General features: G+C 73.4%; 14 protein-coding genes. 11 read left to right on the forward strand and 3 right to left on the reverse strand.

Annotated elements, in window-relative coordinates; all coding sequences use genetic code 11:
- The first annotated feature begins 42 nt into the window (after positions 1 to 42).
- From ABGB17_RS34880 to ABGB17_RS34905, 6 genes are read left to right on the forward strand one after another with little or no spacing between them, the layout of a single operon-like run.
- Positions 43 to 891 carry an SCO3242 family prenyltransferase gene (locus tag ABGB17_RS34880; RefSeq protein ID WP_347637886.1) on the forward strand — a complete coding sequence of 283 codons (849 nt, stop codon included), beginning with the start codon at positions 43 to 45 and terminating at the stop codon, positions 889 to 891.
- Positions 888 to 1,745 (forward strand): sugar phosphate isomerase/epimerase family protein, encoded by an 858-nt coding sequence (locus ABGB17_RS34885; RefSeq protein ID WP_347637888.1) that lies wholly within the window; start codon positions 888 to 890, stop codon positions 1,743 to 1,745. Before ABGB17_RS34880 ends, ABGB17_RS34885 begins: the two co-directional genes overlap by 4 nt.
- Positions 1,742 to 2,341 carry an EboA domain-containing protein gene (locus tag ABGB17_RS34890; protein WP_347637890.1) on the forward strand — a complete coding sequence of 200 codons (600 nt, stop codon included), beginning with the start codon at positions 1,742 to 1,744 and terminating at the stop codon, positions 2,339 to 2,341. Before ABGB17_RS34885 ends, ABGB17_RS34890 begins: the two co-directional genes overlap by 4 nt.
- Positions 2,341 to 3,198: a TatD family hydrolase gene (locus ABGB17_RS34895; RefSeq protein ID WP_347637892.1), complete on the forward strand. Its 858-nt coding sequence runs from the start codon at positions 2,341 to 2,343 to the stop codon at positions 3,196 to 3,198. The genes ABGB17_RS34890 and ABGB17_RS34895 overlap by 1 nt, the downstream gene beginning before the upstream one ends.
- Entirely contained in the window at positions 3,198 to 4,325 is a 1,128-nt protein-coding gene (eboE, locus tag ABGB17_RS34900; RefSeq protein ID WP_347637894.1) for a metabolite traffic protein EboE, read from the forward strand. Before ABGB17_RS34895 ends, eboE begins: the two co-directional genes overlap by 1 nt.
- A complete protein-coding gene (locus tag ABGB17_RS34905) occupies positions 4,322 to 5,698 on the forward strand; it encodes a nucleotide pyrophosphatase/phosphodiesterase family protein (RefSeq protein WP_347637896.1) in 1,377 nt (458 codons plus the stop codon). Before eboE ends, ABGB17_RS34905 begins: the two co-directional genes overlap by 4 nt.
- On the opposite strand, the gene ABGB17_RS34910 is transcribed toward ABGB17_RS34905, so the two are convergent.
- Complete coding sequence (locus ABGB17_RS34910) at positions 5,664 to 6,356, reverse strand: response regulator transcription factor (protein WP_347637898.1); 693 nt, start codon at positions 6,354 to 6,356, stop codon at positions 5,664 to 5,666. The two genes, ABGB17_RS34905 and ABGB17_RS34910, sit on opposite strands and share 35 nt — an antisense overlap.
- On the reverse strand, positions 6,349 to 8,373 hold the full coding sequence (locus ABGB17_RS34915; protein ID WP_347637900.1) for a sensor histidine kinase: 2,025 nt from the start codon (positions 8,371 to 8,373) through the stop codon (positions 6,349 to 6,351). Before ABGB17_RS34915 ends, ABGB17_RS34910 begins: the two co-directional genes overlap by 8 nt.
- Before the next feature lie 247 nt (positions 8,374 to 8,620).
- Between ABGB17_RS34915 and ABGB17_RS34920 the strand changes: the two genes are divergently transcribed.
- The 3 genes from ABGB17_RS34920 to ABGB17_RS34930 all read left to right on the forward strand — a co-directional run bounded on the left by ABGB17_RS34920 (position 8,621) and on the right by ABGB17_RS34930 (position 12,614).
- Entirely contained in the window at positions 8,621 to 9,280 is a 660-nt protein-coding gene (locus tag ABGB17_RS34920; RefSeq protein ID WP_347637902.1) for a hypothetical protein, read from the forward strand.
- Positions 9,281 to 9,477: 197 nt separating this feature from the next.
- The gene (gene nhaA, locus ABGB17_RS34925; RefSeq protein ID WP_347637904.1) at positions 9,478 to 10,929 is read left to right on the forward strand and encodes a Na+/H+ antiporter NhaA; all 1,452 of its coding nucleotides are present in this window, start codon (positions 9,478 to 9,480) and stop codon (positions 10,927 to 10,929) included.
- Between the two features lie 335 nt (positions 10,930 to 11,264).
- Positions 11,265 to 12,614 (forward strand): cellulose binding domain-containing protein, encoded by a 1,350-nt coding sequence (locus ABGB17_RS34930; RefSeq protein ID WP_347637906.1) that lies wholly within the window; start codon positions 11,265 to 11,267, stop codon positions 12,612 to 12,614.
- Positions 12,615 to 12,671: 57 nt separating this feature from the next.
- Here ABGB17_RS34930 and ABGB17_RS34935 read toward each other — a convergent pair whose 3' ends face one another.
- Positions 12,672 to 13,670 (reverse strand): LacI family DNA-binding transcriptional regulator, encoded by a 999-nt coding sequence (locus ABGB17_RS34935; RefSeq protein WP_347637908.1) that lies wholly within the window; start codon positions 13,668 to 13,670, stop codon positions 12,672 to 12,674.
- A gap of 1,131 nt (positions 13,671 to 14,801) precedes the next feature.
- Between ABGB17_RS34935 and ABGB17_RS34940 the strand changes: the two genes are divergently transcribed.
- Both ABGB17_RS34940 and ABGB17_RS34945 read left to right on the forward strand, forming a co-directional pair.
- Positions 14,802 to 15,242 carry an SRPBCC domain-containing protein gene (locus ABGB17_RS34940; protein ID WP_347637910.1) on the forward strand — a complete coding sequence of 147 codons (441 nt, stop codon included), beginning with the start codon at positions 14,802 to 14,804 and terminating at the stop codon, positions 15,240 to 15,242.
- Positions 15,243 to 15,591: 349 nt separating this feature from the next.
- Positions 15,592 to 15,756 (forward strand): hypothetical protein, encoded by a 165-nt coding sequence (locus tag ABGB17_RS34945; RefSeq protein ID WP_347637912.1) that lies wholly within the window; start codon positions 15,592 to 15,594, stop codon positions 15,754 to 15,756.
- Positions 15,757 to 15,839: the final 83 nt, after the last annotated feature.

Genomic DNA, 15,839 nt, shown 5'->3' on the forward strand with positions numbered 1-15,839 from the left:
CCCGGCCCCTGTGCCGTTGCCCGGCGAAGGGAGGGGGCCGCGATGACGAAGCTGCGCGATCTGCTGGAGCTGGTGCGGGCGCCGGCGGCGTTGTCGGTGCCCGGGGACGTGGTGGCCGGGGCCGCGGCAGGTGGAGTGCTCGGGCCTCGCACCGCCGGGCTTGCCTGTTCCTCGGTCTGCCTGTACTGGGCCGGCATGGCCGCCAACGACTGGGCCGACCGGCGTCTCGACGCGGTGGAACGGCCCGAGCGTCCCATCCCCTCTGGCCGCGTGAGCGCTAACATGGCGCTCGGCACGGCGGTGGCGCTCACCGCCGCCGGCGTCGCCGTGGCCGGGCTCGCGGGCGGCAGGCGCGCCCTGGCGGTCGCCGCGCCGCTGGCCGCCGCCGTCTGGGCGTACGACGTCGTGGCCAAGAACACCCCCGCCGGGCCGCTGGCGATGGCGCTGTGCCGTGGCCTCGACGTGCTGCTCGGCGCCAGCCCCGGCACCGCCACCGCCGCCGCGCTGCCGCCGGCCGCCACCATCGCCGCCCACACCTACCTGCTCACCACGCTGTCCCGCAGTGAGGTGTCGGGCGCGGACCCGCGCCTGCCCGCGGCGACCCTGGCGGGCACGGTCGCGCTCACCGCCACCACCGCGCGCGCCGGCGCGGGCACCGCGCCCGCGGCCCTCGCCGGCTGGTACGCCGCACAGTTCGGGGTGCCGCAGGCCCGCGCCGTCGCCGACCCCTCAGCGGGACGCGTGCGTGACGCGGTGTCCGCGGGCATCGTCAGCCTGCCCGCCCTGCAGGGCGCCCTCACCGCGCGCGGCGGCGCCCCCCGCCTCGCTCTTGCCCTCGCGGCGGCGGCCCCGCTGGCCCGGCGCCTCGTCAGGAAGATCGCGGCGACATGAGGTTCGGTTTCGGCACCAACGGATTCGCCGGTCACCGGCTGACCGACGCCCTCGACGTGATCGCCGGCCTCGGCTACTCCGGGGTGGCCCTGACCCTCGACCACTGCCACCTCGACCCGTACGCCGAGGGGCTGGCACGGCGGGTGGCGGAGACCGCCGACCGGCTGCGCACCCTCGGCCTGGCGGTCGTCGTCGAGACCGGCGCGCGGTATCTGCTCGACCCGCGGCGCAAACACGCCCCCACGCTGCTCGACGACGACCGGGACGTGCGGGTGGACTTCCTGCGCCGCGCCGTCGCCGTCGGGGCCGACCTCGGCGCCGAGGCCGTGTCGTTCTGGTCCGGCGTACGCCCCGCCCCGCTCGCCCCCGGCGCCGCGTGGGACCGGCTCGTGGACGGCTGCGCCCAGGTCCTCGACACCGCGCGCCGCGCCGGCGTGCCTCTGGGGTTCGAACCGGAACCGGGGATGCTCGTGGACACGATCGCCGGCTGGCGGGCGCTGCACCATGCGCTCGGCGCGCCGGACGGCTTCGGCATCACCCTGGACATCGGGCACCTGCGCTGCAACGAGCCCGATCCTGTGCCCGACTGTGTGGCGTCCGTGGCCGGGCACCTGGTGAACGTCCAGATCGACGACATGCGGCGGGGCGTGCACGAACACCTGGAGTTCGGCGAAGGCGAGATCGACTTCCCCCCGGTGCTGCGCGCACTCACCGACACCGGCTACCGGGGCCTGGTCGCGGTCGAGCTGCCGCGCCACTCCCACGCCGCGCCCGCCGTGGCCGAGCGGTCCATCGAGTTCCTCCGCGCGGCCGAGCGGGCGGGAAGGCACGAGCGTGAAAGGAGCACGACGTGACGGGACCTGAGACGCTGCGCGCGGCGTTGCGGGACACGCCGCACGCCGAGTGGGTGGAGGACGCGCTGGCCGCGGCGGCCGAGCGTCCAGGGACGTTCCGGCGGTCCTTCGCCGCGGCCGGACGGCGCGCCGGCCGGGCGCCGCTGCCCGGCGTGCCCGGGTGGACCGCCGACGAGGCCACCCGGGCGTTGCTGCTGCTCGCGGCGGACCAGGGCGCCGCCGAGGTGTGCGAGGTGTACTGGCAGGGCGACGCCGACGAGAAACGCGCCGTGCTCAAGGCCCTGCCGATGCTCCCCGTCGGCACGGCGGCGGTGCCGCTGCTGCACGACGCGCTCCGCACCAACGACACCCGCCTGGTGGCGGCCGCGCTCGGCCCGTACGCCCGCCACCTGGACCAGGCGGCGTGGCGGCAGGCCGTGCTCAAGTGCGTGTTCATGGACGTGCGGCTGGCCGCCGTGGACCGGCTCGGCGAACGGGCCGACGCCGAGCTGGCCGCGATGCTCGCCGCCTTCGCCGAGGAACGCGCCGCCGCGGGCCGCGCCGTCCCCGACGACGCGACCGCCCTGCTCCACAGTCTCAGCAGCCAGGAGTCCTGATGCGCATCTTCGACCCGCACATCCACATGACGTCGCGCACCACCGACGACTACGCTCGGATGGCCGCCGCCGGGATCACGGCCGTCGTGGAGCCCGCTTTCTGGCTGGGCCAGCCCCGCACCAACCCCGGCTCGTTCACCGACTACTTCGACTCGCTGCTCGGCTGGGAGCCGTACCGCGCCGCGCAGTTCGGCGTGACCCACCACGCGACCATCGCGCTCAACCCCAAGGAGGCCGGCGACCCGCGCTGCCGGCCCGTGCTGGACCTGCTGCCGCGCTACCTGGACAAGGACCGGGTGGTCGCGGTCGGCGAGATCGGCTACGACTCGATGACGCCGGAGGAGGACGACGCCTTCGAGCGGCAGCTCGCGATGGCCGTCGAGCACGAGCTGCCCGCCCTCGTGCACACCCCCCACCGCGACAAGGCCCGCGGCACCCGGCGCACCCTTGAGGTCGTCGCCGCCGCCGGCATCGACCCCGGCCGGGTCGCGGTCGACCACCTCAACGAGGTCACCGTCGGCATCGTGCACGACTCGGGCTGCTGGATGGGCTTCTCCATCTACCCCGAGACCAAGATGTCGCCGCCGCGCATGGTGGAGATCCTGCGGCGGCACGGCCTGGACCGGGTGCTGGTCAACTCCGCCGCCGACTGGGGGATCTCCGACCCGTTGCTCACCCTGGAGACGGGCCGGGCGATGCTGGAGGCCGGGTTCGGCGAGGACGACGTGGACCGGGTGTTGTGGCGCAACCCCGTGGAGTTCTACAGCCAGTCCGGGCGCCTGGACCTGACCGGCACCGCCGCCGCCTCCGCCGAGCCGACCTTCGCCGGCAGCTCCATCAAGCGCGGGGGGAGCTGATGCGGCTGACCCACCCGTCGGGCACGCCGCTGCACCTCAGCTACTGCACCAACGTGCACCCGGCCGAGGACCTCGACGGCATCATCGCCCAGCTCGACACGTACGCCGTCCCCATCCGCGCCCGCCTCGGCACCGACGTGCTCGGGCTCGGGCTCTGGCTGGCCGCTCCCGTCGCCGCCGCCCTGGCCGCCGACGCCGCGCCGCGCGCCAGGCTCCGCCGGGAGCTGGCGGCCCGCGGCCTGGAGGTCGTCACGCTCAACGGCTTCCCCTACCGCTCCTTCCAGGCCCCGGTCGTCAAGCACGCCGTCTACCATCCCGACTGGACGACGCCGGACCGCCTGGCCTACACCCTCGACCTCGCGCGCGTCCTCGCCGACCTGCTGCCGGACGACGCGGCCCGCGGGTCGATCTCCACGTTGCCGCTCGCCTGGCGCGACCCTTGGGACGCCGCGATGGCCGATCTCACCGCGCACAGGCTCGCCGAGCTGTCCAAGGGCCTCACCGCCGTCGAGTCCGCCACCGGCCGGGTGGTGCGGGTGGCGTTCGAACCCGAACCGGGTTGCGTCGTGGAGACCACCGCGCAGGCCGTGGAGAAGCTCGCCGGTGTGGACGGCGAACGGCTCGGCGTCTGCCTGGACCTCGCCCACCTGGCCTGCGGCTGGGAGACCCCCGCCGACGCGGTGGCCGCCTACGGCCGGGCCGGCCTGCCCATCGTCAAGGTCCAGCTCTCCGCGGCCCTGGAGTCCGCCGACCCCGACGCCCTGCGCGAGTACGACGAACCGCGCTTCCTGCACCAGACGCGCAACGACGCGGGGGACGCCGCCGACGATCTCGCCGAGGCCTTCGAACGCGAGCTGCCCGGCCCGTGGCGGGTCCACTACCACGTGCCTCTCCACGCCGCCCCGGCACCGCCGCTGACCACGACCATCCCCGTGCTGCGCGCGGCGCTCGCCGAGCTCGCCGGCGGCCCTGAGCCGTTGTGCGACCACTTCGACGTGGAGACCTACACCTGGGGTGTGCTGCCCCCCGCGCTGCGTCCGCAGACCCCCGAGCGACTCGCCGAGGGCATCGCGGGCGAGCTGGACTTCGCCCGTGCCGAACTACGCGACCTGGGAGTGCGGACATGACATCGTTGCTGGTCCTGGACGTGGTGGGCCTGACACCGCGGCTGCTGGCCCACATGCCGAGGCTCCAGGCCGTCGCCCAGGGCGGATTCCGTGCCGAGCTCGGCACCGTGCTGCCCGCCGTCACCTGCTCGGCGCAGTCGACGTTCCTCACCGGCGAGCTCCCGGCCGGGCACGGCGTCGTGGGCAACGGCTGGTACTTCCGCGACCTCGGCGAAGTGCTGCTGTGGCGCCAGCACAACGCGCTCGTCGGAGGGGAGAAGGTCTGGCAGGCCGCCCGCCGCGAACGTCCCGGCCTCACCGTGGCGAACGTGTGCTGGTGGTACGCCATGGGCGCCGACGTCGACTGGACCGTCACCCCCCGTCCGATCTACCGCGCCGACGGCCGCAAGGACCCCGACTGCTATACCGACCCGCCCGAGCTGCACGACGAGCTCACCACGGCCCTCGGCACCTTCCCCCTGTTCACCTACTGGGGCCCGGGTGCCGGCATCGCCTCCTCGGCCTGGATCTGCCGCGCCACCCAGCAGGTCATGACCACCCACAACCCGGATCTGACCCTCTCCTACATCCCCCACCTCGACTACGACCTGCAGCGCTACGGCCCCTCCGACCCCCGCTCCGCCGCGGCCGCCGCCGAGCTCGACACCGTGCTTGCCCCCCTGCTGGACGCCGCGGCGGCCCGGGGCACCACCGTCGTGGCCCTGTCGGAGTACGGCATCACCGACGTCTCCCGCCCCGTGGACGTCAACCGGGCGCTGCGCGCCGAAGGGTTCCTGCGCGTCCACACCCAGGACGGCATGGAGTACCTCGACCCCTGGACCTCGCGTGCGTTCGCCGTCGCCGACCACCAGGTGGCGCACGTCTACGTCGCCGACCCCGCCGACGTGCCGGCCGTCGCCAAGCTCTGCGCGTCGATCCGCGGCGTCGGCGAGGTGCTCGACGACGAGGGCAAGCGGGCGCACGGCCTCGACCACGCCCGTTCCGGCGAACTGGTGCTGCTCGCCGAACGCGACGCGTGGTTCACCTATTACTACTGGCTCGACGACGACCGGGCCCCCGACTTCGCCCACCTGGTCGAGATCCACCGCAAGCCCGGCTACGACCCCGCCGAGCTGTTCTTCGACCCGGCCGACCCCGCCGCCGCCAAACGCCGCGCCGGCGTGGCGCTGCTGCGCAAGAAACTCGGCATGCGCTACCTCATGAGCGTCGTCGGTCTCGACGCGGGCGCCCGCGCCGTCCGCGGCTCCCACGGCCTGCTCCCGGACGGCACCGCGGACGCCCCGGTGCTGCTCTGCTCCGACCCGTCGGCGGCCAGGGACCGTTTCGAGGCCACCGACGTCAAGGACCTGATTTTGCGGCTCCTCCGGGGGTGACGCCACCGAGGCCCGCCTCGCGGGCCTGCACGATGGCCTCGGCGCGACCGGCGACGTGCAGCTTGGCGAAGATGGTGGAGACGTTGTTGCGCACCGTCTTCGGGGAGAGGAACAACGCCGAGGCGATCTGGGTGTTGGAGCGGCCCGCCGCGATCAGGGTGAGTATCTCCAGCTCGCGCGGCGTGAGCTGGGGGAACACCGAGCCGGCCGGGGCGGTCGCGGTCGCCGTCGCGGCGAAGAACTCGGCGACGCGGCGGGCGACGGCCGGGCCGAAGATGGCCTCGCCGTGGGCCACGGCGACGATCGCGCGCACGATCTCGGCCTGGTTGGCGCCCTTGAGCAGGTAGCCCCGGGCGCCTGCGCGCATCGCGGCGAACAGGGTGGCGTCCTCCTCCGACATGGTGAGCACGAGCACGCCGACGTGCGGGCTGTCCGCGACGATCCGCCGGGTGGCCTCGATGCCGTCCAGGCCGGGCATGCGCACGTCCATCACGACCACGTCGGGCCGCAGCTCCGCGGTGCGGGCGACGGCCTCGCCGCCGTCCGCGGCGGTGCCCGCCACCTCGATGCCCGCGATGGAGCCGAGCAGCATGGCGAGGCCGTCGCGGTACACCGGGTGGTCGTCGGCGAGCAGCACCCGGATCACCTCGTCAGACACCGGCCGCCTCCAGCGGGAGCCGCGCCGTGACGAGCGTGCCGCCCCCGGGCGGGCAGCTCACCTGGCAGTCCCCGCCGAGCTCCGCGGCGCGCTCACGGATCGAGAGCATGCCGACCCCCGCGGCCACGTCCGGGCCGATGCCGGCGCCGTCGTCGCGCACCGCCACCTCCAGCCTCCCGTCCCGCACGCCCAGCCTGATGTCGCAGCGGGCCGCGCCCGCGTGCTTGACGACGTTGGCGAGCGCCTCGGACACGATGCGGTACGCCGCCACCTCGACCGCCGCGGGCAGTCCGTTCAGCGTATCGTCGCCGGTGACGCGCACGTCGAGGCCGGCCGTGCGGAACCGGCCCGCCTGCTGCTCGATGGCCCGCCGCACGCCGAGCTCGTCGAGCGCGGGCGGGCGCAGGTCGTGCACGAGCCTGCGCACGTCGGCGAGCACGCCGCCGATCTCCGACACCGCCTGCTCCAGGATGCGTTCGGCCTGTTCCGGCGCGCCGCCGGCGAGGTTGCGCGCCGCCTCTATGCGCAGCGCCACCGCGCCGAGGCTCGGGCCGAGGCCGTCGTGCAGGTCGCGCCGGATCCTGCGGCGCTCCTCCTCGCGTGCGAGCACCAGCTCGGCGCGGATGCGCCGCAGGCTCGTGCTCAGCTCGACGGCCCGGACCGCCGCGGCGGCCTGCCGTACGAGATCGCCGAGCAGCCGCTGGTCGCGTTCGGTCAGGTCGGCGCCGCACAAGGTCAGCCGGCCCACGGCCTCGCCCCGGTAGGCCACCGGCAGCGACACCGACGGCCCGCGCGGCGCGCCGTGCTCCACCACAGAACGCGCGCCACCCGGCCGTTCGATCTCCACCCGCACGTACGACAGCCGGAACGCCTCGGCGAGGGTCGTGGCCACCGCGACGAGCTGCTCGTCCGGATCGGTCACCAGCTCCAGCCGCGCCGCCAGTGTGGAGACCGCGGCGTACGGGTCGTCGCGGGAGCCGCGCACCAGGCGCCGCGCCGTGCGGCTCAGCCACGTGCGCAGCGGCGCGTACACCACGGCGACGATGGCGAGCGCGGCGAGCGCGGAGTCGCGTTCCCCGAGCACGCTGCCCGCGAGCGCGAACACCGCGACGTCCACCAGCACGACCAGCGCCGCGAGCACGCCGTAGGCGACGGTGACCGACAGCAGGCGGTCGATGTCGTACAGCCGGTACTTGGTGACCGCGACCACCACGGCGGCCGAGGTGAGCGCGACGGCCAGCCCGAGGAGCACGGCCGGGATCGACGGCGGCACCCGGAACGGCAGCAGCACGACGAGATCGATCAGCGCGGCCCACATCAGCCACTTGATCTGGGCGCGCCGCTCGGCGTCCGCGGCCCGGTAGCGGTGCACCGTCACCGCGCACGGCACCACCAGGCTCACCAGCACGGCCCCGTACGCGATCCGCAGCGCCGGCTCCCAGACCGTGTACGGCAGCGCGAGCGAGAACGGGTCGAGGTCCAGGCGGGCGATCTCCGGGGGCAGCACCACCGAGTGGAAACGCTCCATCACCGCGACGGGCGCCACGATCAGCAGCCCCCACATCAGGCCGGTGAGCGCCAGGCTGACGACCGACAGCCGGCGCCACACCGGCCGCGCGGGCAGCCGGCCGTCAGGGAACAGCAGGATCAGCAGCGGCAGCCCGAGCGTCAGCGACGCGCCGAACCGCGAGTAGTACCAGTACCCGGCCGACGCCCCCGGCAGGCCGGGCGAAACGTACACGCCGTACGCCGCCCAGCTCACCGCCAGCCCGTCCAGCAGCCACAACGACCCGAACACGGCCAGCACCCACGCCACCGGGTGGCGCGGCAACTTCCGCAGCAGCAGGACGCCGGGCACGAGCTGCGCGAGACCGCACAGCGCCGACGGCCACCCCGGCTCCAGCCCGCTCGCCGCCGGAATCGCCACCCCGGCCGTGCGCACGTCCACCGCCACGGTGACGACCGCGACGGCCGCGCCTGCCGCCGCGAGCCACCACGCCAGGCCGTTGTTCCTCACGCCACGAATTACACCCGATTCATGTCCCGATGTCCCGGGACCGGTGTCCCGCGGAGAGCAGGGACACCCGCCTCTGCCCGCCTGGGATCACCCGTCCGCACCATTGGCGTCACGACCGACGCCACGACCGGCGCCGGCACGAACAGCGCGCCACAGGCGGGCCCGGACAGCGACCACCCAGCCCCGCAAGCGGCCCCGGACAGCGACATCCCGGCCTGTGAACGGCGCCGGCACGACAGGAGTGATCATGGACCCCCATGTCAGCACCACCCCGGCCACGGCCCGTACCGACCTCCCGGCACGGGAACCCGCGCACGGCAGGCCGTCCCTCACGCCGGGGACGGTGCGCGGGCTGGGCCTCACCCTCACCGCGGGCACGCTCATCTGGGCGGCGAGCATCTTCATGCTCGGCGTCGCCGGTGACGGCACCGAGGAACGCATCGGCGACCTGGCCGGGCTCGCGTTCCAGATCGGGGTGCTGGCCCTGCTGACCGTGCAGATCCGCACCCGGGCCACGGGCACGTCACGGGCCGCGCGGGCCATGCTCAAGGTCGAGCTGGTGCTCCTCGGCCTGGCGAGCGTGTGGTCACTCCTGCACGGCGTGCTGCCCGATCCCGCGCAGGACAGCCTGGCTCTCGCGATCCTGGACCTCTTCTGGCCGCTGTCCATGCTCGGCATGCTGGTCATCGGGATCAAGCTGGCCTTCGCCGCCCGCTGGCGCGGCGCTCTGCGCTGGTGGCCGCTGGTCGCCGAGTCCTGGGCCGTGATCACCATCCCCGCGTCGATGATCGCCGGCGAAGACGCCGCCACCTGGGTCGGCGGCGGCCACCTCCTCGTCGGCTACGCCACCCTCGGCGTCCTGCTCGCCCTGCGCCCGGAGCTGGTGCCGGCGCGGGACGACGTCTAGGCCTGTTTCCCGCACGAGCCCCGATGTCCGGGGTCAGACGCCATGCGCCGTCCGGCACGGTGAGTGATCCGCCCAGGTCATCAATGGTTCCGGGGACCGCGCTGCCTGCGTCTTCACGCGTCCTGATACGTTGTCGGCAGGGGTGCCGGGAAGTCTGGTCGGCGGGTGAACGACCCGATCCCGAGCAGAGGAGCTCCATGCCCCGCACCTCCTTCGACCGCGGTCCCCGTCTGCTCGCCAGGAGCACATGGCCGGAGGGCCGGCGGATCGCCGACATCCTGCGCAAGGAGACCATCGGCGGGGCGTTGCTGCTGGCCGCCGCGCTGGTGGCGCTGGTGTGGGCGAACTCGCCATGGGGGTGGGCGTACGAGGCGCTGCGTGCGGTCCGGGTCGGGCCCGCCGCGCTTCACCTCGATCTGGACCTCGGGACCTGGGCGGCGGACGGGCTGCTGGCGATCTTCTTCTTCGTCGCGGGGCTGGAGCTCAAGCGGGAGTTCGTCGCCGGGGACCTGCGCGACGCGCGGCGGGCGGCGGTACCGGTGGCCGCCGCCGTCGGAGGGGTCCTCGTGCCCGCGGCGGTCTACCTGGCGATCGCCGGCGGGGGCGCCGCCCGCGGGTGGGCGATCCCCACGGCCACCGACATCGCCTTCGCGCTGGCCGTGCTGGCGGTGATCGGCCGGTACCTGCCGGCCGGGCTGCGCACCTTCCTGCTGACCCTGGCGGTGGTGGACGACCTGATCGCCATCGCCGTCATCGCCACCTTCTACACCACCCACCTGGCGGTGCTCCCGCTGCTCGCCGCCGCCGTGCCGCTGGCCGTGTTCGCCCTGCTGGTCCAGCGGCGGGTGCGGTCCTGGTGGCTGCTCCTCCCCCTGGCGTCCGCCACCTGGACCCTGGTGCACGCCTCGGGCGTGCACGCCACCGTGGCCGGCGTGCTCCTCGCACTCACCGTGCCCGTACCTCCCGCGCCGTCCACGGCACGTGAGGGTGAGACCGAGGCGGAGGCACAGGAGCCCGGGGCGGGGGAGAGCCGTGCGGACCTCGGGGAGCGCGTGGGCCGTGGGGAACGTGAGGCGTGGGGGGACGGTGCGGAAACTGAGGCTCAGGAGGGCGGTACGGAACCCGGGGCGCGGGAGAGCGGTGCGGAGCGGGGGCTGGCCGAGCATTTCGAGCACCGGTTCCGGCCGATCTCGGCGAGCGTCGCCGTTCCCGTCTTCGCCTTCTTCTCGGCCGGGGTCGCTCTCGGCGGCCTCGGCGGCCTGGCCGGCGCGCTGACCGACCCGGTCGCGCTCGGCGTCATGGCCGGCCTGGTGGTCGGCAAGCCGATCGGCATCCTCACCGCGACATGGCTGGTGGCCCGCTACACCCGTGCCACCCTGGACGAGGGGCTGGCCTGGATCGACATGGCCGGGCTCGCCGTCCTGTCCGGCATCGGCTTCACCGTCTCGCTGCTGATCGGCGAGCTGGCCTTCGGCGCGGCGAGCGTCGCCGACGCCCGGGTCAAGGTCGCCGTCCTCGCCGGCTCCCTGGCCGCCGCCGCCCTGGCCGCCGTCATCCTGCGGCTGCGCGCCCGCGTCTACCGGCGCATTCACCTGGCCGAGGCCGCCGGCCCCGGCCAGGACGGCACGCCCGCCCCGCACCGGCACTGAACGTTTCAATCGGCACAGGGCTTCTTCCTCGCCGGGGGCCCACATCCGCCGTCCCCCGGGGAGGGTTTCGTTGACTCACGACGGCCCGTTCAGTACGGTGCAGGGAAATCGGCGATGTTAGCGCCGTGATTATCGCGCCTCGCGTGCCGGACAGCCGGCCGTTTCCATCGTATATTTCCCCAGCTTAATTGTGACTGCCTTGGACGACAGGGCCACTGCCGTCATTTTGTTAGCGCTCACATCCATTCATCGTGAGCATTCAGGAGGCCGCGATCGGGGTCCGTCCCCGCGTTCGTGGCGATGGAGGACCGGCACCTCATCGAAAGGGAGCACGCATGTCCGCACGACGACGAATCCTGGCGGTACTCGGCGGCGCGGCCGCCGCTCTCTGCCTCGTCACGGGGCTCATCGCGGTCCAGGCGTCGGCCGCCGCCGGCTGCCGGGTCGCCTACGCGGTGGCCTCGCAGTGGAACGGGGGGTTCGGGGCCAGCATCACCGTCACCAACCTCGGTGACCCGCTGAGCTCCTGGCAACTGCGGTGGTCGTTCACCGCCGGGCAGACCGTGACGCAGGGCTGGAACGCGACCTTCTCCCAGAGCGGCAGCACGGTCACCGCCGTCAACGTCGACTACAACGGGAGCCTGGCGACCAACGCCTCCACCACGATCGGTTTCAACGGGAGTTGGAGCGGCTCCAACCCCGTGCCCTCCGCCTTCACCCTCAACGGCGTGACCTGCACCGGCTCGGTCACCGGCTCCCCCAGCACCTCCCCCAGCACCTCGCCCAGCCCCACCCCGAGCATCACCCCGACGAGCACCCCCGGGCCGCCCCCCACCGGCCTGGTCGGCTGGGCCACCCAGGGCGGCGGCACCACCGGCGGCGGCAACGCCTCCGCCACCACCGTCACCAGCTCCTCGGCGCTGACCAGCGCGGCGAGCGGCACCAACCCGGCGGTCGTGCGGGTGTCGGGCACCATCTCCTGCTCCGGCATGATCCGCGTCGGCTCCAACAAGACCATCGTCGGCAACTCCGGCGCGGTCATCTCCGGCTGCGGCCTGAACGTCTCAGAGGCGTCGAACGTCATCATCCGGAACCTGACCTTCCGGAACTGGAACGACGACGCCATCAACGTGCAGTACTCGACCCGCGTGTGGATCGACCACAACACCCTGTCCAACGGCTACGACGGCGCCATCGACGTCAAGCGGGCCAGCGACTACGTCACCGTCTCGTGGAACCACGTCCACAGCCACGACAAGACGATGCTGCTCGGCCACAGCGACGACAACGGCGGCGAGGACCGCGGCCGCCTGCGGGTGACCTACCACCACAACTACTTCGACGGCACCAACCAGCGCCACCCGCGAGTCCGCTTCGGCAACCCGGTGCACGTCTACAACAACTACTACCGCAACGTCGGCGGGTACGGCGTCGCCTCCACCGAGGGCGCCGGCGTGCTGGTCGAGTGCAACTACTTCGAGAACACCGGCGACCCCTACCACCTCGGCGAGGGCGACTCCGGCCCCGGTTCCCTGGTGGCGCGCAACAACCACATGACCGGCTCCGGCGCCGGCCAGACCGGCGGCAGCGTCGCCTCCATCCCCTACCCCTACACCTGTGACACCCCCTCGCAGGTGAAGTCCATCGTGACGTCCGGCGCCGGCGCCGGCCGGATCAGCGTCTGACCGGCGCTCCTCACGATCGACAGGCGCCCTGGCCGCCCGGCGTGTTCTGCCGGGCGGTCAGGCGGGTGCGGGGCCGGTGGTGGCGCGCGCCGTGATCGGCGGGCTGATCAGCAGATGCCGGGGCGGGGCCTCGGGCCTGGCGAGGCGTTCGAGCAGCAGCTTGACGGCGTGCGCCCCGAGGTCCGCCGGGAGGTCGGCGGCGGTCAGCGGCGGCCGGAAGGCCTCGGCGGGACTCCGGGGCACGACACCCATGAGGGACAGATCGCGCGGCACGGCGACGCCGGACCGGTCGAGGGCCCGCTGGACACCCGGCAGGGCGGCTTCGTTCGCGACCACGACGGCGGTGACGCCGGGGTGCTGTGCGCGCAGGCGTTCCATGCACTCCGCGCCGGCGAACGCGTCGTCGTCGCAGTGGAGGTCCACACCCGTCAGTCCCCGGCGCAGCGCCGCCTCGGTGAAGCCCGCCAGGGCGCGGCCGGCCGGGCCGGCGCCGAGTTCCCCGGCGGGACGGTTGATGAGCGCGACATGGCGGTGTCCGAGGTCGGCGAGCCGGTGCACGCACCGGGCGACGACCGTGGCGTGGTCGAGGTCGACCCAGGAGATGCCGTCCGGGGCCGCGGTCCGGCCGATGGCGACGAACGGCAGGCCGGCCTGCCGCAGGTGGTCGACCCGTTCGTCCTCCAGGCGGACCTCCGCCAGGATGACGCCGTCCACGCGGCGGCCGGTGGCGATCCGTCCGAGGGAGCGGTCGTGGCCGCCGGCCGGGAACAGCAGCACGTCGAGATCGGCATAGGTCGCGGCCTCGACCACCCCGGCGACGAAACCGAGTGGTGTGCCCGCGGGGTGCGGGCCCGCGGACGGCAGGACCAGGCCGAGGGCACGGGTGCGGCCCTCCTTCGACGCGCGGGCGGCGGCGTCCGGCCGGTAGTCCAGTTCCTCGATGACGCACAGGATGCGGTGCCGGGTCGCCTCGGAGACCGACCGCTTGCCGCTGAGTGCGTAGGAGACGGTGCTCGGCGCCACTCCGGCGCGGCGGGCGATCTCGGAGATGTTCATCTCGCGCTCCCTGATGGGGTGCGGGTCCTCGCCGGGACGGTCCCGGTCGTCCCGGCGAGGACACCACGGGGGGTGGTCGGACGCGGACCGGCGCCGCCGTCGCGGGTCACGGGCCGTACGGCGGCCGTCCGGTCACGGGGTGGGTGCAAGGCGTTTTCCGGCATGCCTGAACCGCCTCCACCGCAGCGGAGCGAGAAACATGCGGGGAAGCGCCGAGGATGACGGCATGACCGCGTCACGGAGGGCGTGCGGCGTTCACCGGTGTCGCGGAGGTGCGTCTCCTGCCGCTCACCACCGAACCCGGCAGGAGGAGGCCGCTTGGGGACTCAGTGTGAAAATCCGGCCGGGACATGTCAAGGCCGTCCTCACACGGTCGCGGCGGATCCGGTCCGGGCCCCGGCCGGACGCGGCGGCGGTGGCGAGGCTGGTCACAGGTGATCCACGGCGACCCGGCCGGCGGGCACAGGAGATCGTCGCCGTCCATGAATGTTTCACCGCCGTGCCGCACCCACGCGGCGCGTTCGAACGCCTGTAAGGCCAGATGAGGCCGTGCCGGGAGGCGGCACCCCGGGAGGCGGGCCGGGAGCGGCGCCTTGACGGGGGTCGGCCGTGTCGGATTGGCTCCGCGCACCACCACCTTCCGGCGAAGGAGAGGAGCAGCTATCCGACGACCTGTTTGTTAGCGCTAACAAATTGTCTCTCGCGAAGACGTCCGGACCACGCCGGCCGGCCGGACGCCCCAGCGGAGCCCCGGACCGGCACCGTGCCGCGACCACCCCTCTCACCAGGGCGCGGCCCGTCCGCCGGAACCGGATGCGGTCACGGATCTTCGATGTGGAGGTTCTCCGTGCTCACGTGGAGTGTTTCACCGGCGCCCGGCGGCGCGCCCCCGGGCGCACGCACGGCGGGACGCCGGCGCGCCCCACCCGTCCGCGGCAGACCGGGCCCACCGCGGGCGCACACGTCCGCAACCCGCGCCTCCCCTGTCGGACACCGCGCGTGTTAGCGCCAACACCCGGCTACGACCAGCGGCTGTCCATGACCGCCCCGGCACCCGGCGGTTGCCGTCCTTGACCGGTCCGCCCGATCATGTGTGAGACGCGGCGGGCACGGACCGGAAGGCGAGATCACATGCGAGTCATCGACTCCTCGATCGAGATCGCGGCCGCCCCCGAGGAGGTCTGGGCCGTCCTCACCGACTTCAGCCGATACGAGGAGTGGAACCCCTTCGTCATCCGCGCCGAGGGCGAGGCCACCGTGGGCACCACCCTGACACTGGACATCCGCCCACCCGGCGGCACGGCGTCGACCCACCACCCGACGGTGCGGATCGCCGAACCAGGACGCCACCTTCGCTGGCTGGGCACCGCCGGCAAGCCCTGGCTCCTGTCCGCACGGCACGACTTCGTCCTCGAACCGGCCGGCACGGGCACCCGCCTCCGTCACAGCGAGACGTTCACCGGCCTGCTGGTCCTCCCCCTCAAGCGGACACTGGACCAGTCGGAGAAGGGCTTCGCCCAGCTCAACCAGGCACTCAAGGAGAGAGCGGAGGGGCACCGCCCCGCCTCGTAGCCACCGAGACGCACAAAGAGCCCGTGGGATGAGTCATCCCACGGGCCTTTCACGTGTGCGGAGATCGCTTGCTGTTTCGGCGGCGCACGGCGCGTGAGTGTACAACGGCGAAAGCCGCCGCGTGACGCATTGTCCCGTCAAATCAAAAAAGACCGGTCAGGACTAAGGCTTTTGTCGCCCGCGTGGACGACCGGCCCTATTTACTGCAGCCTGACAAAGGCCGTCCAGCATTTTCAAAGATGTAGGGGTATCCCCCTACCCGGCAATCTGATCTCACCGCGCCACGGCGAACGGGAAGGAGAAACCAGATGAGAAATGGAAATGTGCGTTCGCGGTTCACTTCCGGGTCGTGGGCGGTCCGGCGCCACCGTCCGGCTACCGGCCGGTGTTCGCGCACGACAAGGTGGAGGAGGTGTACAAGATGATCAAGAAGAAGAGCCTGCCCGTGCGCCGGCTGGAGTCGGTCAAGGCCAGCTCTCCGGTGGACGTCTGCGTCGTCCAGCCCACGACCTGACGGAACGTTCCACTCAAGCGGGCGGGAGCCCGGACCAGGGCTCCCGCCTCCTGCCAGTCGCCCGCTCCTCGCCGTCCGCTCAC

The organism is Sphaerisporangium sp. B11E5 (genome assembly GCF_039871875.1).
In the GTDB taxonomy this organism is placed as follows: Bacteria; Actinomycetota; Actinomycetes; order Streptosporangiales; family Streptosporangiaceae; genus Sphaerisporangium.

Bases quoted from the DNA above. Each gene is read 5' to 3' on its own strand.
- ABGB17_RS34880 (WP_347637886.1), top strand. From the start codon at position 43: ATGACGAAGCTGCGCGATCTGCTGGAGCTGGTGCGGGCGCCGGCGGCG.
- ABGB17_RS34885 (WP_347637888.1), top strand. From the start codon at position 888: ATGAGGTTCGGTTTCGGCACCAACGGATTCGCCGGTCACCGGCTGACC.
- ABGB17_RS34895 (WP_347637892.1), top strand. From the start codon at position 2,341: ATGCGCATCTTCGACCCGCACATCCACATGACGTCGCGCACCACCGAC.
- eboE (WP_347637894.1), top strand. From the start codon at position 3,198: ATGCGGCTGACCCACCCGTCGGGCACGCCGCTGCACCTCAGCTACTGC.
- ABGB17_RS34905 (WP_347637896.1), top strand. From the start codon at position 4,322: ATGACATCGTTGCTGGTCCTGGACGTGGTGGGCCTGACACCGCGGCTG.
- ABGB17_RS34920 (WP_347637902.1), top strand. From the start codon at position 8,621: ATGGACCCCCATGTCAGCACCACCCCGGCCACGGCCCGTACCGACCTC.
- nhaA (WP_347637904.1), top strand. From the start codon at position 9,478: ATGCCCCGCACCTCCTTCGACCGCGGTCCCCGTCTGCTCGCCAGGAGC.
- ABGB17_RS34930 (WP_347637906.1), top strand. From the start codon at position 11,265: ATGTCCGCACGACGACGAATCCTGGCGGTACTCGGCGGCGCGGCCGCC.
- ABGB17_RS34935 (WP_347637908.1), bottom strand. From the start codon at position 13,670: ATGAACATCTCCGAGATCGCCCGCCGCGCCGGAGTGGCGCCGAGCACC.
- ABGB17_RS34940 (WP_347637910.1), top strand. From the start codon at position 14,802: ATGCGAGTCATCGACTCCTCGATCGAGATCGCGGCCGCCCCCGAGGAG.